Origin of the sequence: Citrobacter sp. W9 (assembly GCF_026719375.1) — a bacterium.
In the GTDB taxonomy this organism is placed as follows: Bacteria; Pseudomonadota; Gammaproteobacteria; order Enterobacterales; family Enterobacteriaceae; genus Citrobacter; species Citrobacter werkmanii.
The window spans coordinates 1-21,020 of the sequence record NZ_JAPPTE010000015.1; the positions used below are offsets into that span (position 1 = coordinate 1).

General features: G+C 51.5%; 19 protein-coding genes. 11 read left to right on the forward strand and 8 right to left on the reverse strand.

Translation table 11 applies throughout. The features are described from left to right. The first annotated feature begins 439 nt into the window (after positions 1 to 439). Both OOJ59_RS19080 and mdtD read left to right on the forward strand, forming a co-directional pair. A complete protein-coding gene (locus OOJ59_RS19080) occupies positions 440 to 1,144 on the forward strand; it encodes a FadR/GntR family transcriptional regulator (protein ID WP_038635812.1) in 705 nt (234 codons plus the stop codon). A gap of 1 nt (position 1,145) precedes the next feature. Then, positions 1,146 to 2,573: a multidrug transporter subunit MdtD gene (gene mdtD, locus OOJ59_RS19085; RefSeq protein WP_038635809.1), complete on the forward strand. Its 1,428-nt coding sequence runs from the start codon at positions 1,146 to 1,148 to the stop codon at positions 2,571 to 2,573. On the opposite strand, the gene rbsR is transcribed toward mdtD, so the two are convergent. The 7 genes from rbsR to kup form a co-directional block, all read right to left on the reverse strand. Continuing rightward, the gene (gene rbsR / locus OOJ59_RS19090) at positions 2,539 to 3,531 is read right to left on the reverse strand and encodes a ribose operon transcriptional repressor RbsR (RefSeq protein WP_087857265.1); all 993 of its coding nucleotides are present in this window, start codon (positions 3,529 to 3,531) and stop codon (positions 2,539 to 2,541) included. The two genes, mdtD and rbsR, sit on opposite strands and share 35 nt — an antisense overlap. A gap of 3 nt (positions 3,532 to 3,534) precedes the next feature. Then, positions 3,535 to 4,464, reverse strand: coding sequence for a ribokinase (gene rbsK, locus OOJ59_RS19095; RefSeq protein ID WP_038635803.1), 930 nt, complete (start codon positions 4,462 to 4,464; stop codon positions 3,535 to 3,537). Positions 4,465 to 4,604: 140 nt separating this feature from the next. Then, positions 4,605 to 5,495, reverse strand: a complete 891-nt coding sequence (rbsB, locus tag OOJ59_RS19100; RefSeq protein WP_006687780.1) for a ribose ABC transporter substrate-binding protein RbsB — start codon at positions 5,493 to 5,495, stop codon at positions 4,605 to 4,607. A gap of 24 nt (positions 5,496 to 5,519) precedes the next feature. Continuing rightward, complete coding sequence (gene rbsC / locus OOJ59_RS19105) at positions 5,520 to 6,485, reverse strand: ribose ABC transporter permease (protein WP_003023762.1); 966 nt, start codon at positions 6,483 to 6,485, stop codon at positions 5,520 to 5,522. A 5-nt stretch (positions 6,486 to 6,490) separates the two neighbouring features. Continuing rightward, entirely contained in the window at positions 6,491 to 7,996 is a 1,506-nt protein-coding gene (gene rbsA, locus OOJ59_RS19110; RefSeq protein WP_193157153.1) for a ribose ABC transporter ATP-binding protein RbsA, read from the reverse strand. Positions 7,997 to 8,003: 7 nt separating this feature from the next. After that, positions 8,004 to 8,423 carry a D-ribose pyranase gene (gene rbsD / locus OOJ59_RS19115; protein WP_038635798.1) on the reverse strand — a complete coding sequence of 140 codons (420 nt, stop codon included), beginning with the start codon at positions 8,421 to 8,423 and terminating at the stop codon, positions 8,004 to 8,006. A gap of 192 nt (positions 8,424 to 8,615) precedes the next feature. After that, entirely contained in the window at positions 8,616 to 10,484 is a 1,869-nt protein-coding gene (gene kup / locus OOJ59_RS19120; protein ID WP_085049158.1) for a low affinity potassium transporter Kup, read from the reverse strand. Between the two features lie 329 nt (positions 10,485 to 10,813). Between kup and ravA the strand changes: the two genes are divergently transcribed. Together ravA and viaA are read left to right on the forward strand one after the other, a co-directional pair. After that, entirely contained in the window at positions 10,814 to 12,310 is a 1,497-nt protein-coding gene (gene ravA / locus OOJ59_RS19125; protein ID WP_159122107.1) for an ATPase RavA, read from the forward strand. Continuing rightward, a complete protein-coding gene (gene viaA, locus OOJ59_RS19130; RefSeq protein WP_085049157.1) occupies positions 12,304 to 13,755 on the forward strand; it encodes an ATPase RavA stimulator ViaA in 1,452 nt (483 codons plus the stop codon). The genes ravA and viaA overlap by 7 nt, the downstream gene beginning before the upstream one ends. Before the next feature lie 3 nt (positions 13,756 to 13,758). Here viaA and asnA read toward each other — a convergent pair whose 3' ends face one another. Further along, entirely contained in the window at positions 13,759 to 14,751 is a 993-nt protein-coding gene (gene asnA / locus OOJ59_RS19135; protein WP_069323645.1) for an aspartate--ammonia ligase, read from the reverse strand. A 151-nt stretch (positions 14,752 to 14,902) separates the two neighbouring features. On the opposite strand from asnA, the gene asnC reads away from it, so the two are divergent. The 7 genes from asnC to atpE all read left to right on the forward strand — a co-directional run bounded on the left by asnC (position 14,903) and on the right by atpE (position 20,991). After that, a complete protein-coding gene (gene asnC, locus OOJ59_RS19140) occupies positions 14,903 to 15,361 on the forward strand; it encodes a transcriptional regulator AsnC (RefSeq protein WP_003023780.1) in 459 nt (152 codons plus the stop codon). A gap of 88 nt (positions 15,362 to 15,449) precedes the next feature. After that, positions 15,450 to 15,899 carry an FMN-binding protein MioC gene (mioC, locus tag OOJ59_RS19145; RefSeq protein WP_038635783.1) on the forward strand — a complete coding sequence of 150 codons (450 nt, stop codon included), beginning with the start codon at positions 15,450 to 15,452 and terminating at the stop codon, positions 15,897 to 15,899. Between the two features lie 372 nt (positions 15,900 to 16,271). Further along, positions 16,272 to 18,161 carry a tRNA uridine-5-carboxymethylaminomethyl(34) synthesis enzyme MnmG gene (mnmG, locus tag OOJ59_RS19150; protein WP_038635780.1) on the forward strand — a complete coding sequence of 630 codons (1,890 nt, stop codon included), beginning with the start codon at positions 16,272 to 16,274 and terminating at the stop codon, positions 18,159 to 18,161. 102 nt (positions 18,162 to 18,263) lie between these two features. Continuing rightward, on the forward strand, positions 18,264 to 18,887 hold the full coding sequence (rsmG, locus tag OOJ59_RS19155; protein ID WP_069323646.1) for a 16S rRNA (guanine(527)-N(7))-methyltransferase RsmG: 624 nt from the start codon (positions 18,264 to 18,266) through the stop codon (positions 18,885 to 18,887). A gap of 614 nt (positions 18,888 to 19,501) precedes the next feature. Further along, positions 19,502 to 19,882: a F0F1 ATP synthase subunit I gene (gene atpI, locus OOJ59_RS19160; RefSeq protein ID WP_042311402.1), complete on the forward strand. Its 381-nt coding sequence runs from the start codon at positions 19,502 to 19,504 to the stop codon at positions 19,880 to 19,882. Between the two features lie 7 nt (positions 19,883 to 19,889). Beyond that, positions 19,890 to 20,705 carry a F0F1 ATP synthase subunit A gene (gene atpB / locus OOJ59_RS19165; RefSeq protein ID WP_006687768.1) on the forward strand — a complete coding sequence of 272 codons (816 nt, stop codon included), beginning with the start codon at positions 19,890 to 19,892 and terminating at the stop codon, positions 20,703 to 20,705. A 46-nt stretch (positions 20,706 to 20,751) separates the two neighbouring features. Beyond that, a complete protein-coding gene (gene atpE / locus OOJ59_RS19170; RefSeq protein ID WP_003023794.1) occupies positions 20,752 to 20,991 on the forward strand; it encodes a F0F1 ATP synthase subunit C in 240 nt (79 codons plus the stop codon). The last annotated feature ends 29 nt before the right edge of the window (positions 20,992 to 21,020 follow it).

Below are 21,020 nucleotides of genomic sequence, written 5' to 3' on the forward strand. Positions count from 1 at the left end.
GAATTAAACTTCGTAATGAATTACGTGTTCACTCAGAGACTTGGTATTCATTTTTCGTCTTGCGACGTTAAGAATCCGTATCCTCGAGTGCCCACACAGATTGTCTGATAAATTGTTAAAGAGCAGTGCCGCTTCGCTTTTTCTCAGCGGCGCGGGGTGTGCATATTACGCTATCCCGCTTCAGAGTCAAGCGTTTATTTACGCTTTTCTCCGCTGACCCGGCGGCGTGTAATCCGTTGTTCCGTGTCAGTGGAGGCGCATTATAGGGAGTTATTTCAGGCTGACAAGGGGAAATTTAAAATAACTTTCCGAATGCACACTTTTTCACCAAAACAACCATTAACATGCCATAAAATAAGCAATTTGCCGTTTTTGCAGCCGCAATCACACTACCTGGTGGCATACTAATGAATAAGAGAAAGAGTAAGGAATAACATTCATGCCTTTAAATGCCCAACAGCTAGCCGCACAGAAGAATCTGTCCTACGTTCTGGCCGAAAAGTTGGCTCAGCGAATCTTAAAAGGTGAATACGCGCCGGGAGCTATCCTGCCCGGTGAAATAGAGCTGGGCGATCAGTTTGGCGTGAGTCGTACCGCAGTAAGAGAAGCGGTAAAAACGTTAACGGCAAAAGGTATGGTATTACCGCGCCCGCGTATTGGCACTCGCGTCATGCCTCAGGCAAACTGGAACTTCCTCGACCAGGAGCTGCTTACTTGGTGGATGACGGAAGATAATTTCCCTCAGGTCATAAAACATTTTCTGGTGATGCGCATCAGTCTGGAGCCTCAGGCCTGTTTACTGGCGGCGACTATCGGTACGGCAGAACAAAAAGCGCATCTCAATACACTGATGGAAGAGATGGTCGAGTTGAAAAGAAATTTCCGGCGCGAGCGTTGGATAGAAGTTGATATCGCCTGGCATGAGCACATCTATGAAATGAGTGCGAATCCGTTCCTTATCTCCTTTGCATCACTGTTCCATTCCGTCTACCAGACCTACTTTACCTCTATTACCTATAACGATGTGGTGAAGCTGGATTTGCATCAGGCCATTGTCGATGCGATAGAAGATAGCGATGGCGATCGCGCCTTCACCGCCTGTCAGGCATTGCTGATAGCACCGAACGTGCTACCGGATAAATAATATGTCAGAAAAGAAATCTCGCAGTATGGCCGGGCTGCCATGGATAGCAGCCATGGCCTTTTTTATGCAGGCATTAGACGCCACTATCCTCAATACCGCTTTACCCGCAATAGCGCACAGCCTTAACCGCTCTCCACTCGCCATGCAGTCGGCTATTATCAGTTACACCCTGACGGTCGCCATGCTGATCCCGGTGAGTGGATGGCTGGCAGACAGGTTCGGTACCCGACGCGTCTTTATGATTGCCGTAAGCCTGTTTACGCTGGGCTCGCTGGCTTGTGCGCTATCCAGTTCCTTAAGTGAATTGGTGGTTTTCCGCGTCATCCAGGGCATCGGCGGCGCGATGATGATGCCTGTTGCCCGTCTGGCTTTATTGCGAGCTTACCCGCGCAGCGAATTACTCCCTGTGCTTAACTTCGTGACCATGCCTGGGCTTGTGGGCCCTATTTTAGGTCCGGTATTGGGCGGGGTTCTGGTCACGTGGGCCAGTTGGCACTGGATTTTCCTGATTAATATTCCCATAGGCGTGGCGGGTATCTTCTATGCACGCAAATATATGCCGAACTTCACCACGCCGCGCCGCGGCTTTGATATGACAGGTTTCTTCCTCTTTGGCCTGAGTCTGGTGTTGTTTTCCAGTGGTGTTGAGCTGTTTGGTGAGAAGCTTGTCGCTACCTGGGTCGCACTCAGCATTATTGTGACCAGTATTCTGTTGCTGCTTGCCTACATTCGTCACGCGCGTCGTCACCCAACGCCGCTGATATCGCTTCCCATATTTAAGACCAGAACCTTTTCCGTTGGGATCGCTGGAAACCTTGCCACGCGTCTGGGTACAGGGTGTGTGCCGTTCTTAATGCCGCTGATGCTACAGGTAGGCTTTGGATATCCGGCGTTAATTGCTGGTTGCATGATGGCGCCAACGGCGCTGGGATCAATACTGGCAAAATCAATGGTGACGCAGGTGCTACGCCGACTCGGCTACAGAACGACACTGGTGGGTGTTACGGTGTTTATCGGCCTGATGATTGCGCAATTCGCTTTGCAATCCCCTGCTATGCCGGTCTGGATGCTGATCCTACCGTTGTTTATTTTAGGTATGGCGATGTCCACCCAGTTTACCTCAATGAATACCATCACTCTGGCGGACCTTACCGATGAGAACGCCAGCAGCGGTAACAGCGTGCTGGCCGTTACGCAGCAACTGTCGATCAGTTTAGGGGTCGCTATCAGCGCAGCCGTCCTGCGTATCTATGAAGGTATGGAAGGTACTAATACGGTTGAACAGTTCCATTACACCTTTATAACCATGGGCGCGATCACTATTGTCTCTGCGCTGATGTTTATGCTGCTAAAAGCCAAAGACGGACGTAACCTGATCAAAGATCGGCACAAGCCTAAACCGACCCCCGCGCCATCAAAACAGGAGTAAGTTGCAGGCGTTGTTGCTGCAATGCGGGCTGCGCCATCCGGTGGATTAACACATCGATGGCCAGCTCGCCTAATTCATCTTTGGGTTGATGGATAGTCGTCAGCGGCGGCGTCATATAGCGTGCCAGTTCGATATCATCATAACCCACCACCGCCATATCCTGCGGAATACGCAATCCTGACTGATACAATGCCTGATACGCTCCGACGGCCATTGCGTCGTTCCCGGTGAAAACGGCCTGCGGTCGCTGTTTATGTGACAACAACGTTTGCATAGCTTCAAAACCACCGCCGAACTCAAAGTCACCGGTGATCTCGTAACCTTCCGGGACCGGCAAGCCCGCTCGCTTCATGGCCGCCCGATATCCTTCCAGACGTAAACGCGCCGGTGTTTTATCCAGCGGCCCGGTAATACAGGCAATGCGCGTAAAACCTTTATCGATAAGATGCTGAGTGGCTAAGTCCCCGCCTAACAGAGAGTTATCCTGAATCAAATCGCTTTCGCCATCAAAGGGCGACCAGTCCATCATTACGGTAGGAATAGAAGGATAGCGTTGCATTATCTCTCTGGAAGGCTGGTGCGTTTCGGTGCAGAGCAGCAGCAAGCCATCCACCCGTTTTTGCATCAGCGTTTCCAGATTGCGGTTCATTCGCTGTTCATCGCCTTCGGTATTGCATAACACCAGGCTGTAACCGCGTTCAAAACAGCTACGTTCAACGCCACGAACCAGCTCGGAATAAAAAGGATTGGTACTGGCAGTGATTAACATGCCAATGGTGCGGGTCTGGTTTAACTTGAGACTGCGCGCCAGTGCGGAGGGCGCATAGTTAAGCTCTTTAATTGCCGCTTCAACTTTGTCAGTGACAGACTCACTGACAAAGCGATCTTTATTAATGACGTGAGAAACCGTCGACGTAGAAACACCCGCCAGGCGGGCGACGTCCTTCATTGTAGCCAAGCGTTACCTCTGTTGACTTAAAAACGCTTCTATTTCTTCGCGCCATGGAACGGAAGGCTGCGCACCTTTACGGGTAACCGCAATCGCCGCAGCTGCATGGGCAAAACGGATCGCTTCAGGCAGCGGTGTCTCTTCCAGTAACGCTGTAATTAACGCGCCGTTAAAGGTATCCCCGGCAGCGATGGTATCAACGGCGTCCACTTTAAAACCAGGCACTCGGTGACCTTCACCATTCACGCTGGCCCACACTCCGCGACTACCTAAAGTAATCAATACAGTATGGATCCCTTTCGCGTGTAATGCCTGCGCCGCTTTGGCCGCATCTTCATCGTTTTCAACCCGGATCCCCGTCAGCTTCTCAGCCTCGGTTTCATTCGGGGTAATAATATCCACCAGCGCCAGCAGTTCGTCAGAAAGTTCACGCGCCGGAGCCGGGTTAAGGGCGACCGTGGTCTTATTTTGCTGCGCAATTTTTGCCGCAGCCAGCACGCTTTCGATCGGCGACTCTAACTGCATCAGTAAGGCGGAGGCATGCGCAATGCGGTCGCGCTGCGCTTCCACCAGTGCAGGAGAAAGGGCTGCGTTCGCTCCGGCGTGAATGCCAATAACGTTCTCGCCATCACCATTCACAAAAATCAGTGCCACACCGGTCGATTCCCCCGAAATGACGCTGATCGGCGCAATATCGATATTATCTTTGGCCAACTGTTTACGCACACTTTCGCCAATATCGTCGTCACCCGTACAGGCAATAAACGCGATGTTCGCGCCACTACGACCCGCAGCAACAGCCTGATTAGCGCCTTTTCCGCCAAATGCGACCTGATAATGGCTACCGGTTACGGTTTCACCAGGCGTTGGGAAAGATTTAAGGTTGAGGATGTGATCGGCATTGATGCTGCCAAGAACAACGAGGTTGCCTGCGGTTTTCATGTTCGGAGTGTCCAGTAAAGTGCGCCACCGGGTTAGGGTGGCGCGTGCCCTGCTTTTCTTTTTACGCTTTCATCCTTAGAACCAGGCCCAGGGATGGCGTATTTATGTCTCCATCAGGCCGCGAGCGACCTGAATCGGTGTTACTGCTTGATGACCAGCTTCAGATCAACCGGATATTTAGCCTGAACCTTCTCGCCTTTCAGAACCTTATCCGCAGTTTCCACGCCTTTCGCGCCGATCTGATCCGGCAACTGAGCAATGGTCGCAGCCAGTTTGCCATCATTTACTGCTTTTTCGCCATCTGGCGTGCCGTCAAATCCAACCACCATCACATCAGATTTACCCGCGGTTTGCAGTGCGCGCAGCGCACCCAGCGCCATTTCATCGTTCTGGGCAAATACGGCCTGCACGTCAGGATGTGCAGTCAGCAGGTTCTGCATGACGTTCAGACCCTTAGTGCGGTCGAAGTCTGCCGGCTGGCTGGCCAGTACGTTAAATTTGTGTGCCGCAACGGCTTGCTGGAAACCTTCGCCACGCTCACGCGCCGCTGAAGTACCGGCAATCCCCTGCAGTTCGATAACTTTCGCGCCTTCACCTGCTTTCTTCGCGATGTAATCACCCGCAATTTTACCGCCCAGCACGTTATCAGACGCAATGTGGCTGACCACATCACCTTTTGTAGCCTGACGATCCAAGGTAATAACCGGGATCTTCGCCTGGTTAGCCATCTTCACAGCGTTACCAACAGCGTCAGAGTCAGTCGGGTTAATCAGCAGTATTTTAGTTCCACGAACCGTTAAGTCCTGAACGTTAGCCAGCTCTTTCGCCGGGTTGTTCTGTGAATCCAGAATCACCAGGTTATAGCCCAGCTTATCCGCCTCTTTTTGCGCGCCATCCTTCAGAGACACAAAGAACGGGTTATTGAGGGTGGAGACCACCAGCGCAATGGTATCTTTCGCCATCGCATTCGCGCTCACGGTGGCGCTCAGCGCAACAGCAGAAACCAGGGTAGCCAGTTTTTTCATGTTCATATTTAAGATGTCCTGTAATCGTTGTTACTGCTTTTTGTTGTCTACCAGTACCGCCAGCAAAATCACCACCGCTTTGACGATCATCTGGTAATAGGAGGATACACCTAACAAATTCAAACCATTATTGAGGAAACCAAGAATTAATGCGCCGATCAGCGTCCCAACAATACGTCCTTTACCGCCCGCCAGGCTGGTACCGCCTAACACCACCGCAGCGATAGCATCCAGCTCATAGCCAGTACCTGCCGTCGGCTGCGCAGAGGAGAGACGAGCCACTTCAATGATACCCGCCAGCGATGCCAGCAGACCGCACAGGGAGTAAACGATAATTTTGATTTTACTCACGCTGATACCGGACAGACGCGTTGCCGCTTCGTTACCGCCCAGCGCATAGATATAACGCCCCAGACGCGTATGGTGCAGCATGTACCACGCCGCCAGGAAGACAATCCCCATGATCCACACAGGCGTAGGCACGCCTAACGGACGACCAATACCAAACCAACCAAACAGATCGGCATTGTCAGTAAACCCGGTATTTACCGGACTGCCGTTGGTGTACACCATGGTCACACCGCGCAGCAGCAGCATCATCACCAACGTGGCGATAAACGCCTGCACGCGGCCTTTCGCGACAATGACCCCGGTTACTGCGCCAATGGCAGCGCCGAGCGCCAAAGCAGCGGCAACGGCCACCAGCGCATTGACTTCAATACCGACAATGGACGCTGCCACCGCACCGGTAAGCGCCAGCAAGGAACCGACGGACAGATCGATACCCGACGTCAGGATGACCAACGTCATGCCGACGGCCATGATGGCGTTTACCGACGTTTGCTGGAGAATGTTGAACAGATTATTAACGGTAAAAAAGTTGGGGCTCATGGTGGAAACAATCGCGATCAGCACTAACAGAGCGATGAGCGACTTTTGCTCCAGAAGCCATGCTTTAGTGAAATAACGGCGACCAGAAACAGCCTGGGTAGTCATCTTTTTTACTCCTGATTCACGCGATTAAGCTTGCCCACAGCGGCAGCCATTAATACTTCCTGAGTGGCCTGCTCGCGAGTGAATTCACCGCCGAGATGCCCTTCATGCATAACGATAATACGATCGCTCATGCCCAATACTTCTGGCATCTCAGAGGAGACCAGAATGATGCTCAGCCCATCGGCCTTAAACTGGTTGATAAGCTGATAAATTTCTTTCTTAGCCCCAACGTCGACGCCGCGTGTTGGTTCATCGAGGATCAGGACTTTTGGTCGGGTCATCAGACCGCGCGCAATGGCCACTTTCTGCTGGTTACCGCCCGAGAGCAGGCCGATAGCCTGTTCCATCGATGGCGTTTTAACATTGAACAGACGAATAAAATCACCTACCGCCTGCTGCTCATCTTTATGCTTCAGGCTTCCACCGGCGCGGCTGAAATAGCGCAGCGCGGTCAGTGACATGTTCTCTTTCACCGACATGCCCAGCACTAAGCCATCACGTTTACGGTCTTCAGAAATATAGACGATGCCGTTTGCAAGGCCATCCTGTGGCGAACGGGTGACAACTTCATGCCCATCAAGCGTGACGTAGCCGCTGGTGCGCGGCAATGCGCCATACAACACTTTCATCAGCTCGGTACGTCCGGCGCCCATCAGCCCCGATACGCCAAGGATCTCGCCTTTACGCAGCGTGAACGAAACATCGTTTACCCCTGGGCCGCACAGATTATCGACCTTCAGGCGAATATCGCCCGGCGCTTTTTCCAGACGCGGGTACTGATCTTCCAGCTTACGTCCCACCATCATTTCAATCAGTGAGTCTTCGGTCAGCGTTGCGACTTCACGCTCGGCAATAAACTGCCCGTCACGGAAGACGGTCACGTCATCACAGATTTCGAAGATCTCTTTCATACGGTGGGAGATATAGACAATGCCGCGCCCCTGCGATTTCAGCTCGCGGATAACGCGGAACAGGGATTCGGTTTCGGTATCGGTGAGCGCATCCGTCGGCTCATCCATAATGATGACCTTCGACTCAAAGCTCAGCACTTTAGCAATTTCGACCATTTGCTGATCGCCAATCGACAACTCACCGACCAGCCTGTCGCTTTTAAAGCGCAGATTGAGTTTGGCGAGCAGCAGATCGGCTTCGGCGTACATCTTCTTCCAGTCAATTTTGCCAAAGCGATTCACAAACTCACGGCCAAGAAAAATGTTCTCAGCAATAGTGAGTTGCGGGATCAGGTTCAATTCCTGGTGGATGATACCGATTCCGGCTTCCTGAGAGGATTTCGGGCCATTAAAGGTGGTCTCTTTCCCCAGCCACAATAAAGAGCCAGCATCACGGGTGTAGATCCCGGTCAGCACTTTCATCATGGTGGATTTGCCCGCGCCGTTTTCGCCCACCAGCGCCATTACGCGGCCTGGATAGACATTCAGCGCAGCGCCGGATAGCGCTTTTACGCCCGGGAACGCTTTATCGATCCCTGTGAGTTGCAGTAATGCGTTCATGATGGCCTCAGAACGTGACGCCAGCACAGAGAATGATATTCGCATACGGAGAACACTCTCCGCTGCGAATTACCGCCTGACTGTCTGCGGTTTGTTTTTTGAATTGTTCATGCGTGGTGTAACGAATTTCTATGGTGTTTCCCTGGTGTTGTTGCAGTTGCTCAATGTGGCTGAGCAACGTTTCGTGGAGTTGCGGATTATGTTGTTTAATTTCCGTCGCGAGAATGGCCGCCTCGACCTGCATTTCACGTGTAACCACATCCAGTACCTGCATAAAAGAAGGTACGCCCTGGGTTAATGCCATATCAATACGCGTTGTGCTGTTCGGGATGGGTAAACCTGCATCACACACCACCAGCGTATCGGTATGTCCCAGACGGGAGATCACCGTTGAAATTTCAGAGTTGAGTACCGTGCCTTTCTTCATTTTCTTTCCCCACTAGCGAAACGTTTCGCTGAAGATAAGTGTAGTGCGAAGAATGGACAGAAAACCACCGTGACGTTACGAAAATGTGATCGCCATCGAAACGTTTCGCAAGGATTATCATTTGATGAAATGAAAACTGGGAGGGACAAAACAAAACGCCCCCTTTCGCGATGAAAGAGGGCGTCGATTGCCTTAAATCTCTACCTGAGTACCGAGTTCAATAACCCGGTTTGGTGGGATTTCAAACTGGTCCGGCGCGCGCAGCGCATTGCGCTGTAGCAGCAGATATAGCTTGCCGCGCAGACGCAAATACCATGGCCGTTTGCCGACAATCAGCGACTCGTGCGACATAAAGAAGGAGGTTTCCATCATCCGACAGCTTAAGCCTTCCAGACCGCAGCGATGGAACACTTCCTCAACGTTCGGCGTTTCACGCCAGCCGTAGCTGGCCACTACGCGCCAGAAGGTGGGCGATAACTGCTCAATCTGCACCCTACGCACGTTGTGCACGTATGGCGCATCTTCCGTACGCAGCGTCAGCAGAATCACGCGTTCATGCAGCACCTTGTTATGCTTGAGGTTATGCAGAAGCGCAAACGGGATGACGTTCAGCGCACGCGACATATATACCGCCGTTCCCGGCACGCGTACCGGTGGGGATTTCTCCAGAGAGGCAATCATCGCCTCCAGAGAGTTGCCGTGCTCATGCATGCGACGCAGCAGACGGAAACGCTCGCTTTTCCACGTAGTCATGATGGTGAACATCACCAGACCCAGCGTCAGAGGCAGCCAACCACCGGAAATCAGTTTATCGAGGTTCGCGGAGAACAACGGAACATCGACGCACAAGAACGCCGCCAGGATCAGGAAGACGAAGTATTTATTCCAGTGCCAGTTTTTGCGCGCCACGGTGGTAGACAGAATAGATGTCAGTACCATTGTCCCCGTTACCGCAATCCCGTACGCCGCGGCCAGATTACTGGAGTGTTCAAAGCTCACAATCACGATAACCACCGCAAAATAGAGCATCCAGTTAACGAAAGGAATGTAGATCTGACCCGATTCCATTTCCGAAGTATGAATGATCCGCATCGGCGATAAATACCCCAGACGCACGGCCTGACGCGTCAGCGAGAAGACACCGGAAATAACCGCCTGCGAAGCGATAACCGTTGCCAGTGCGGCAAGGATCAGGAGTGGTATCAATGCCCAGTCCGGCGCCAGCAGGAAAAACGGGTTTTTGATCGCTTCAGGATGCTTTAACAGCAGCGCCCCCTGACCAAAATAGTTCAGCACCAGCGAAGGCAATACCACCGAGAACCATGCCAGTCTAATCGGCAACTTACCGAAGTGCCCCATATCCGCATACAGCGCTTCAACACCGGTAATCGACAGCACCACCGCGCCCAGCGCAATAAAGGACAACGTTTTGAATTCGAGGAAGAAATGCACCGCCCAGTACGGATTTAGCGCCTGCAGTACCTCCGGGTTGCCAATAATACTGCGCACGCCTAATACCGCGAGCGTCAGGAACCACAGCAGCATAATCGGCGCAAACAGTTTACCAACCATGCCGGTACCGTGTTTTTGAATCATAAACAGCAGGGTCAGCACGATAATCGAGAGCGGAACAATCCAGGTATCCAGCTGCGGTGCAACAATCTCCAGACCTTCAATCGCCGACATCACTGAAATGGCTGGCGTAATCACCACTTCACCATAGAAGAAGCTGCCGCCAATCAACCCCATGATGACCAGCATCGAGGTTGTTCGCGCCGAGGTATTGCGCCCGGCCAATGACATCAACGTCAGGATCCCACCTTCCCCGGCGTTATCCGCACGCATGACAAACGTCAGATATTTAATGGAGACAACAAAGATCAGCAGCCAGAAAATCAGCGAGAGAAAACCAAACACAGCATCACGTTCAACGCCAAAACCAAACTGGCCAGACAAACATTCACGAAGCGTATAAAGTGGGCTGGTACCAATATCACCGTAGACAACCCCAATGGCCGCAAGGGTAATCGCAGACAATGATTGTTTATTATCAGTGCTCATAGACTCGTCTTTCGTTTATACACATCATCATTCAAGCCACTCCGTGTGGGTTGCATTCGTTATTCCCCCCATCCCAGAAGAAAACTCCATTGCCGCCTTGGTGCAGTATGATTGATATGGTGTATATATTAGAAATGTGTGCGTCGTCCCTTGGCCCACAAAAAGGCGCACAGTATGCACGATTACTCACAAAATCGTACCCCTAAATGAGACCAGATTAATCTGGCTCAAAGAAAAATAAGCGCACCTTCAGTCTATTACTGCACTGGTGTGAAGCATCTATACTCGCAGTTTACGCAGTACATTTGGCGAAAGGACGCCACTTCATTATGGCTCACCCACATTTATTAGCGGAAAGAATTTCCCGTCTGAGCAATGCGCTGGAAAAGGGACTTTATGAACGTAGCCACGCCATTCGCCTTTGCCTGCTGGCTGCTCTAAGCGGCGAGAGCGTATTCTTATTAGGTCCTCCAGGGATCGCAAAAAGCTTAATTGCCCGTCGACTGAAGTTTGCTTTTCAAAACGCCCGCGCTTTCGAATACCTGATGACGCGCTTCTCTACGCCGGAAGAGGTGTTTGGGCCGCTGTCTATCCAGGCGTTGAAAGACGAAGGTCGCTATGAACGCTTAACGGCGGGCTATTTACCCGAAGCTGAAATTGTCTTTCTCGATGAAATCTGGAAAGCAGGCCCAGCCATTCTCAACACCCTGTTGACCGCTATTAACGAACGGCATTTTCGTAACGGCGCGCATGAAGAGAAAATCCCGATGCGTCTGCTGGTGGCAGCCTCCAATGAACTGCCTGAAGCAGACAGCAGCCTGGAAGCCCTGTACGACCGTATGCTGATCCGCCTGTGGCTGGATAAAGTTCAGGACAAGGCCAACTTCCGCTCCATGCTGTTAAGCCAGCAGGATGAAAGTGACAACCCGGTCCCGGCGTCGTTACAGGTGACGGATGAAGAGTATTACCAGTGGCAAAAGGACATTGGCGCCATAAAGCTTCCCGATCGCGTCTTTGAGCTAATTTTCACGCTGCGCCAACAGCTAGACGCATTACCGAATGCCCCCTATGTATCCGATCGCCGCTGGAAAAAAGCTATCCGCTTACTCCAGGCCAGCGCCTTCTTCAGCGGACGTGATGCGGTCGTGCCTATCGACCTGATCCTGTTGAAAGATTGCCTGTGGTACGACGCGCAAAGCCTGAATCTGATGCAACAGCAGCTTGAAATTTTGATGACCGGACACGCCTGGCAGCAGCAAGCCATGCTGACGCGTCTGGCCAGCATTGTGCAGCGCCGCATCCAGCTCCAGCAGCAGCAAAGCGACAAAACGGCATTCACGGTGATCCGTCAGGGCGGCATGTTCAGCCGTCGTCCTCATTATGATTTACCGCCGGAAGCCCCTTCTTCAGTCGTGACATTACTGCTGCAAAAACCCTTAAAACTGCATGATATGGAAGTTATCCATATTGCTTTCGAACGGGGAGCGCTGGAACAGTGGCTAACCAAAGGCGGTGAGATCCGCGGAAAATTAAACGGGATCGGCTTCGCCCAAACGCTGAACATGGAAGTCGATAGCGCACAGCACCTGGTTGTGCGCGACGTCAGTTTGCAAGGCTCTCGTCTGGCGCTGCCCGGTGCATCGCAAGAGAGTATGCCTAATGAGATAAAACAGCAGCTTGAAGCACTTGATAACGAGTGGCACCAGCAGCACAGTGCATTCAGCGAACAGCAAAAATGTCTGTTTATTCATAGCGACTGGTTAGGCCGCATTGAGGCCAGCCTGCAGGATGTCGGGGCACAAATCCGCCAGGCGCAACAATGCTAACCCTTGATACGCTCAATATCATGCTGGCAGTCAGTGAAGAGGCGATGATCGAAGAGATGATCGTCGCCCTGCTGGCTTCTCCAAAGATGGTGGTGTTTTTTAAAAAGTTTCCTCGCCTTAAAAAAGCGATTACTGACGATATTCCCCGCTGGCGCGAGTCACTGCGCAGCCGCCTCAAAGATACCCATGTACCGCCGGAGTTGACGGAAGAGGTCATTTGTTACCAACAAAGCCAGCTCCTCTCTCATGCGCAGTTTATGGTCCAGCTCCCGCAAATATTGGCGCTATTACACCGCCTCCATTCGCCGTGGGCCGGGCAAGCGCAGCAACTGGTTGATGACAACAGTACCTTTACGCCCGCCCTGCATACGCTTTTTCTCCAGCGCTGGCGCCTGAGTCTGGTGGTACAAACTACAACGCTGAATCAGCAACTGCTGGAAGATGAGCGTGAACATTTACTTAGTGAAGTTCAGGAACGGATGACCCTCAGCGGGCAACTGGAACCCGTTCTGGCAGAAAACGACAACGCCGCAGGCCGGTTATGGGATATGAGCGCAGGTCAAATCAAGCGCGGCGATTATCAACTGATGGTGAAATACGGCGAATTTCTGGCGCAACAACCCGAACTCCAGCGTCTGGCTGAACAGTTAGGCCGTTCCAGAGAGGCCAAATCTGTGCCGCGTAAAGATGCACCCATGGAGACCTTCCGTACCCTTGTGCGGGAACCCGCCACCGTCCCGGAACAGGTGGATGGCATCCAGCAAAGCGACGACATCCTGCGCCTGTTGCCGCCGGAACTGGCCACACTGGGCATTACTGAACTGGAATACGAGTTCTACCGACGGCTGGTGGAAAAGCAGCTGTTGACCTATCGTCTGCACGGCGAGGCATGGCGCGAGAAAGTAACGGAACGTCCGGTGGTGCATCAGGATTTTGACGAGCAGCCGCGCGGACCGTTTATTGTTTGCGTTGATACGTCGGGATCAATGGGCGGTTTTAATGAGCAATGTGCAAAAGCCTTTTGCCTGGCGCTAATGCGCGTCGCCCTGGCCGATAACCGGCGCTGTTTCATTATGCTGTTTTCAACAGAAGTGGTGCGCTATGAGCTGTCTGGTCCGGAAGGCATTGAACAAGCGATCCGTTTTTTAAGCCAGCGTTTTCGCGGCGGTACCGATATTGCCAGCTGCTTTCGCGCCATTATTGAGCGCATGCAGGGCCGGGAATGGTTTGATGCCGATGCGGTGGTGATCTCTGATTTTATCGCTCAGCGATTGCCCGATGAGGTCGTCAATAAAGTGGGTGAATTACAGCGGGTGCACCAGCATCGTTTTCATGCGGTGGCGATGTCAGCACACGGCAAACCCGGCATCATGCGCATTTTCGATCATATCTGGCGCTTTGATACCGGGATGCGAAGCCGCCTGCTCAGACGCTGGCGGCGTTAATTATTACAGCAGGGAAGAAACGCTTTCACGTACCTGTGCCGGCCACACGCCACACTGCACCTGACCAATGTGCGGTAATTGCAGCAGCAGCATGGTCAAACGCGACTGTCCAATGCCGCCACCGATTGTCTGCGGCATTTCACCACGCAGCAGCGCCTGGTGCCATTCCAGACTCAGACGATCTTCATCACCGGTCAATGAAAGCTGGTGTTTAAGGGTGTCGGCATCCACACGGATCCCCATCGAAGACAGCTCAAACGCATCTTCCAGAACCGGGTTCCACACCAGAATATCACCGTTCAGACCGGCGTGACCCAGCTCAGACGCTGAACTCCAGTCATCATAATCCGGCGCGCGTACATCGTGACGATGACCGTCACTGAGCTTGCCGCCGATCCCTACCAGGAATACTGCGCCCAGTTCTTTCGCGATCGCACGTTCACGACCTTTCGCGTCAAGATCCGGATAACGAGATAACAGCTCCTGGCTATGAACAAAGTGGATCTGCTCTGGCAGGAACGGTGCCAGACCAAACTCTTTACTAACCGCAGCCTCGGTGGCCTTAATTCCCGCCCAGATAGCCTCTACCGTGCTTTTCAGAGTGGAGAATTGACGCTCGCCGTCGCCCATCACGCGCTCCCAGTCCCACTGGTCAACATACACTGAGTGCAGTGGGGAGAGGCGATCTTCATCGGGACGCAGGGCCTTCATGTGCGTGTACAACCCTTCGCCTGCGCTAAAGTCGTGTTGTCCTAACGTTTGACGCTTCCACTTCGCCAGTGAATGAACCACTTCGAATTGAGCGTCCGGTAATGCTTTAACCTTCACCTGCACCGCTTTTTCACAGCCCGACAAGTTATCCTGCGTGCCATCTCCTACGCGGCTGAGGATCGGAGCCTGAACTTCGATCAGACCTAAACGCTCTTCCAGCTGACGAGAAAAATGAGATTTTACGAAGCTAATTTGACGTTGTTTGGCAATGTAAGCGGTTTTCATTATGTGTACTCCTGTGTCCTGTTGCCTATGATTAAGCAACAGAATGGAGGTAATATTCAATAATCAACAAACAAAAAGCCGACTTCGATTTTGATTCGTTAAAATTAACGTCTAAAATAAAAAGAATCATTAATCTACATAAGAAAAACCTATGGAAAATTATCAGATCGACAATCTGGACCGCGGCATTCTTGATGCCCTGATGGAAAATGCTCGCACCGCCTACGCAGAATTGGCCAAACAGTTTGGCGTTAGTCCGGGGACAATTCACGTTCGCGTAGAAAAGATGAAGCAGGCCGGGATCATCACCGGTGCGCGTATTGATGTCAGTCCCAAACAGTTGGGTTATGACGTCGGTTGCTTTATCGGCATCATTCTGAAAAGCGCGAAGGACTATCCGTCAGCGCTGGCCAGACTGGAAAGCCTTGACGAAGTGACCGAAGCCTATTACACCACCGGCCACTACAGCATCTTTATTAAGGTGATGTGCAAGTCGATCGACGCGCTGCAACAGGTACTTATCAACAAGATCCAAACAATTGATGAAATTCAGTCCACTGAAACCCTGATCGTCCTGCAGAACCCGATCATGCGTACCATCAAGCCATGATCATTTTTTTTAATCCCACATTTTTCCACAGGTAGATCCCAGCTCGCTCACAGCGTACAATGCGCCTTCTTTATAAAGGTGGGCGAGCATGGCAGACATCACTCTTATCAGCGGCAGCACGCTTGGCAGTGCGGAATATGTAGCAGAACATCTGGCTGAAAAGCTGGATGACGCCGGTTTTTCCAGCGAAATACTGCATGGACCAATGCTGGATGAGGTTCCGGCTGAAGGGATCTGGCTGATTATCAGCTCCACACACGGTGCTGGAGACATTCCTGACAACCTGCAGCCTTTATATGATGCGTTACGCGAACAAAAACCGGACCTGTCGCAAGTAAACTTCGGCGCAATCGGCATCGGCAGTCGTGAATATGACACCTTTTGCGGCGCAATCGACAAGCTGGAAGCAGAACTGAAAGCCTGTGGGGCAAAACAGATCGGCGAAACGCTTAAGATCAACGTGCTGGAACATGAAATTCCGGAAGATCCGGCTGAAATTTGGCTGGGATCCTGGCATCCATTGCTCAGAGATTTGTAAAGATCATACTTTTTTATGTGGATAACTCTGGTTAAAAGCTTGGATCAACCGGTAGTTATCCAAAGAATAACGGCTGTTCAGTTTTTGAGTTGTGTATAACCCTTCATTCTGATCCCAGCTTATACGGACCAGGATCACCGATCATTCACAGCTAATGATCCTCAGCAACCTGTTGATCTTATTCAAAGGATCGTCCTTATCCACAGAGAGTGGCGATCCTAATAAGAGATCACAATAAAACAGATCTCTAAATAAAAAGATCTTCTTTTTAATACCCAGGATCCCAGGTCTTTCTCGATCGACTAAAGTTGAGTAGAATCCACGGCCCGGGCTTCAATCCATTTTCACACCGCGTTATGCGAGGCAATTACCATGTTTTATCAGGATCCTTTTGACGTCATCATCATTGGCGGGGGTCATGCAGGCACCGAGGCCGCAATGGCCGCGGCGCGAATGGGACAACAGACCCTGCTTTTGACACACAATATCGACACACTGGGGCAGATGAGCTGCAACCCGGCGATTGGCGGTATTGGGAAGGGACACCTGGTAAAAGAAGTGGATGCGCTTGGTGGATTGATGGCAAAAGCGATCGACCACGCAGGTATCCAGTTTAGGATACTAAACGCAAGCAAAGGGCCAGCCGTTCGCGCTACCCGAGCTCAGGCCGATCGTGTGCTCTATCGTCAGGCAGTACGCACCGCGCTGGAGAATCAACCCAACCTGATGATCTTCCAGCAGGCGGTTGAAGATCTGATTGTTGAAAACGATCGTGTCGTGGGTGCCGTAACCCAAATGGGACTGAAGTTCCGTGCCAAAGCGGTCGTATTAACCGTGGGGACTTTCCTCGACGGCAAAATCCATATTGGTCTGGATAACTACAGCGGCGGCCGTGCTGGCGATCCGCCGTCTATTCCGCTGTCACGCCGTCTGCGTGAACTACCGCTGCGCGTCAGCCGCCTGAAAACCGGTACGCCACCGCGTATTGATGCACGTACTATCGATTTCAGCGTACTGGGTCAACAAAACAGCGACAATCCGATGCCGGTCTTCTCATTCCTGGGCGACGCTTCTCAGCATCCGCGCCAGATGCCGTGTTACATCACGCATACCAATGAGAAAACCCATGACGTGATCCGTAATAACCTCGATCGTAGCCCAATGTATGCCGGCGTAATCGAAGGTATCGGCCCGCGCTACTGCCCGTCGATCGAAGACAAAGTGATGCGCTTTGCCGATCGCAACCAGCATCAGATCTTCCTCGAACCGGAAGGACTGACCTCTAACGAAATTTACCCGAACGGCATCTCCACCAGCCTGCCGTTCGATGTACAGATGCAAATTGTTCGATCCATGCAGGGGATGGAAAACGCCCGTATCGTTCGCCCTGGCTATGCGATTGAGTACGATTTCTTTGATCCGCGCGACCTGAAACCCACTCTGGAAAGCAAATTCATCCAGGGCCTGTTCTTTGCAGGCCAGATTAACGGTACAACTGGTTACGAAGAAGCCGCCGCCCAAGGGATGCTGGCAGGTCTCAACGCCGCACGCTTGTCTGCTGAGAAAGACGGCTGGGCACCGCGTCGCGATCAGGCTTACCTTGGCGTGCTGGTCGACGATCTGTGCACGCTGGGAACCAAAGAACCGTACCGCATGTTTACCTCACGTGCTGAATACCGCTTGATGCTGCGTGAAGATAACGCCGACCTGCGTCTGACCGAAATTGGGCGTGAACTGGGTCTGGTGGACGATGAGCGTTGGGCTCGCTTCAACGAAAAGCTGGAGCGCATTGAACAAGAACGTCAGCGTCTCAAATCAACCTGGGTAAACCCGTTAGCGGAATCTGCAGCCGAAGTGAACGCTCACCTGGCAACACCTTTATCTCGTGAGGCCAGCGGTGAAGATCTCCTGCGTCGCCCGGATATGACCTATGCTCAGTTGACCTCTTTATCTGCATTCGCGCCGGCGCTAGATGATGCTCAGGCCGCGGAACAGGTTGAGATTCAGGTGAAATACGAAGGGTATATCGCTCGTCAGCAGGAAGAAATCGAAAGACAACAGCGTAATGAGAATACCCTGTTGCCTGCAACGCTGGATTATCGCCAGGTCTCGGGCTTGTCGAATGAAGTCATCGCCAAACTGAACGATCACAAACCGGTATCGATCGGCCAGGCATCGCGCATTTCTGGCGTAACGCCTGCCGCCATCTCCATTCTGCTGGTATGGCTGAAAAAACAAGGTATGCTGCGCCGCAGCGCTTGATAACACTAATTTGGCGGGAGCGCTTCGCTTGTCCGCCCTACAAATTTGTAGGCCCGATAAGCGATAGCGCATCGGGCATTTGATTATTAACAGGTAACGACCGTGCTCAACAAACTCTCTCGTCTGCTGGCTGATGCCGGTATTTCTCTTACCGATCACCAGAAAAATCAGCTGATTGCGTATGTCGATATGCTGCACAAATGGAATAAAGCATACAACCTGACGTCGGTGCGGGATCCCAACGAAATGTTGGTGCGCCATATTCTGGACAGCATTGTTGTCGCGCCTTATCTGAAGGGCGGGCGCTTTATTGATGTTGGCACGGGACCGGGTCTGCCGGGAATTCCTCTCTCTATAGTGCGGCCTGAAGCGCATTTCACACTGTTGGATAGCCTGGGAAAACGCATCCGTTTCTTACGTCAGGTGCAGCATGAGCTTGGTCTTACTAACATTACGCCTGTGCAAAGTCGGGTTGAAGAATTTCCTTCAGAGCCGCCATTTGATGGGGTGATCAGCCGTGCATTCGCGTCCCTCAATGATATGGTGAGCTGGTGTCATCACTTGCCAGGCCAGAACGGACGCTTTTATGCGCTCAAAGGTCAATTGCCTGAAGAGGAAATCGCCTCGTTGCCTGCAGAATTCAGCGTCGAGTCAGTCGAAAAATTACGCGTTCCACAACTGGATGGTGAACGTCATTTGGTGGTTATTAAACCAAACAAAATTTAATTTTTATCAAAAAAAATAGAGAAAAAACGGCTACCCCGGTGTTAAAAGTTATAGAGAGTAGTGAGGTGAAATGCTGTTGCATTTCACCTCTACCTTACGGTTTTGCATCATAACTATAACGTACCGTTTTTTGTTAAAAGCGAAACAAGTCAACTGTGAAAATATCAGTCTGCTAAAAATAGAACCTAAGAACCACCGCTTGTGTTAATTTTTTATTATAAATGTCAATCGATGGTTCTTTTGTTGTTAGGCGTTGTTTTTGAAATAGTGGCGCTTTTTACGCTTAAATATCAAAAAGATGAAATGGCACCATTTGCCACGTAAATAAATTATGCGAAGGGGAATATGTTCAATATGTGATCTGGTGCACGCTTTAACGCCAGTGTTTTCGCGGCATTTGCAGTTTTGCATGATCGTTCACAGTTTGCCAAAAAGTAATAAATGTGGGACAACGAAAAATATTTAAACATTTATTCACTTTTTAGCTACTTATTGTTTGAAATCACGAAGGCGCACCGTATAATTTGTCCGCTTTTTGATGCTTGACTCTAAGCCATAAAGAACGTTTTATACGACACGCGGCATACCTCGAAGGGAGCAGGAGTAAACACGTGATGTCTATGTCGCTCTTGAGTCGAAACGTTGCTCGTAAGCTTTTGCTCACACAGCTTCTGGCGGTAATAGCAAGTGGATTGCTGTTTAGCCTCAAAGACCCCTTCTGGGGCATCTCCGCACTGTGCGGGGGATTGGCAGTGTTACTGCCCAATGTGTTGTTTATGATATTCGCCTGGCGTCACCAGGTGCATACACCAGCGAAAGGTCGGGTTGCCTGGACGTTCGCTTTCGGCGAAGCCTTCAAGGTGTTAGCGATGCTGGTGTTGCTGGTTGTGGCGTTGGCTGTTTTGAAAGCGGTATTCGTGCCGCTGATCGTTACGTGGGTTTTGGTGCTGGTGGTTCAGATACTGGCGCCGGCTGTAATTAACAACAAAGGGTAAAGGCATCATGGCTTCAGAAAATATGACGCCGCAGGATTACATAGGACACCATCTGAATAACCTTCAGTTGGACCTACGTACATTCTCGCTGGTGGATCCGCACAACCCCCCAGCCACCTTCTGGACGCTCAATATTGACTCCATTTTCTTCTCGGTGGTTCTGGGTCTGTTGTTCCTGTTAATGTTCCGTAGCGTTGCCAAAAAGGCGACCAGCGGCGTTCCAGGTAAATTTCAGACCGCGATTGAGCTGGTAATCGGCTTTGTGCATGGCAGCGTGAAAGACATGTACCATGGCAAAAGCAAGCTGATTGCTCCGCTGGCCCTGACGATTTTCGTCTGGGTATTCCTGATGAACTTTATGGATTTGCTGCCTATCGACCTGCTGCCGTACATCGGTGAGCATATCTTTGGCCTGCCGGCTCTGCGTGTGGTTCCGTCCGCTGACGTGAACATCACCCTGTCGATGGCGCTGGGCGTATTTATCCTCATTCTGTTCTACAGCATCAAAATGAAAGGCATCGGTGGCTTCGCGAAAGAGTTGACGCTGCAGCCGTTCAATCACTGGGCGTTCATCCCTATCAACTTAATCCTTGAAGGGGTAAGCCTGCTGTCCAAACCAATCTCTCTTGGTCTGCGACTGTTCGGTAACATGTACGCTGGTGAGCTGATTTTCATTCTGATTGCTGGTCTGTTGCCGTGGTGGTCACAGTGGATTCTGAATGTGCCGTGGGCCATTTTCCACATACTGATTATCACGCTGCAAGCCTTCATATTTATGGTTCTGACGATTGTCTATCTGTCGATGGCATCTGAAGAGCATTAATTTACCAACACTACTACGTTTTAACTGAAACAAACTGGAGACTGTCATGGAAAACCTGAATATGGATCTGCTGTACATTGCTGCCGCTGTGATGATGGGTCTGGCGGCAATCGGTGCTGCGATCGGTATCGGCATCCTCGGGGGTAAATTCCTGGAAGGCGCAGCGCGTCAACCGGATCTGATTCCTCTGCTGCGTACTCAGTTCTTTATCGTTATGGGTCTGGTGGATGCAATCCCAATGATCGCTGTAGGTCTGGGTCTGTACGTGATGTTTGCTGTCGCGTAGTAAGCGTTGCTTGAATTAAGAGCAATATC

Coding starts and splice junctions, on each gene's coding strand:
- OOJ59_RS19080 (WP_038635812.1), top strand. CDS start 440: ATGCCTTTAAATGCCCAACAGCTAGCCGCACAGAAGAATCTGTCCTAC.
- mdtD (WP_038635809.1), top strand. CDS start 1,146: ATGTCAGAAAAGAAATCTCGCAGTATGGCCGGGCTGCCATGGATAGCA.
- rbsK (WP_038635803.1), bottom strand. CDS start 4,464: ATGAAAACCGCAGGCAACCTCGTTGTTCTTGGCAGCATCAATGCCGAT.
- rbsB (WP_006687780.1), bottom strand. CDS start 5,495: ATGAACATGAAAAAACTGGCTACCCTGGTTTCTGCTGTTGCGCTGAGC.
- rbsC (WP_003023762.1), bottom strand. CDS start 6,485: ATGACTACCCAGGCTGTTTCTGGTCGCCGTTATTTCACTAAAGCATGG.
- rbsA (WP_193157153.1), bottom strand. CDS start 7,996: ATGAACGCATTACTGCAACTCACAGGGATCGATAAAGCGTTCCCGGGC.
- rbsD (WP_038635798.1), bottom strand. CDS start 8,423: ATGAAGAAAGGCACGGTACTCAACTCTGAAATTTCAACGGTGATCTCC.
- kup (WP_085049158.1), bottom strand. CDS start 10,484: ATGAGCACTGATAATAAACAATCATTGTCTGCGATTACCCTTGCGGCC.
- ravA (WP_159122107.1), top strand. CDS start 10,814: ATGGCTCACCCACATTTATTAGCGGAAAGAATTTCCCGTCTGAGCAAT.
- viaA (WP_085049157.1), top strand. CDS start 12,304: ATGCTAACCCTTGATACGCTCAATATCATGCTGGCAGTCAGTGAAGAG.
- asnA (WP_069323645.1), bottom strand. CDS start 14,751: ATGAAAACCGCTTACATTGCCAAACAACGTCAAATTAGCTTCGTAAAA.
- asnC (WP_003023780.1), top strand. CDS start 14,903: ATGGAAAATTATCAGATCGACAATCTGGACCGCGGCATTCTTGATGCC.
- mioC (WP_038635783.1), top strand. CDS start 15,450: ATGGCAGACATCACTCTTATCAGCGGCAGCACGCTTGGCAGTGCGGAA.
- mnmG (WP_038635780.1), top strand. CDS start 16,272: ATGTTTTATCAGGATCCTTTTGACGTCATCATCATTGGCGGGGGTCAT.
- atpI (WP_042311402.1), top strand. CDS start 19,502: ATGTCTATGTCGCTCTTGAGTCGAAACGTTGCTCGTAAGCTTTTGCTC.
- atpB (WP_006687768.1), top strand. CDS start 19,890: ATGGCTTCAGAAAATATGACGCCGCAGGATTACATAGGACACCATCTG.
- atpE (WP_003023794.1), top strand. CDS start 20,752: ATGGAAAACCTGAATATGGATCTGCTGTACATTGCTGCCGCTGTGATG.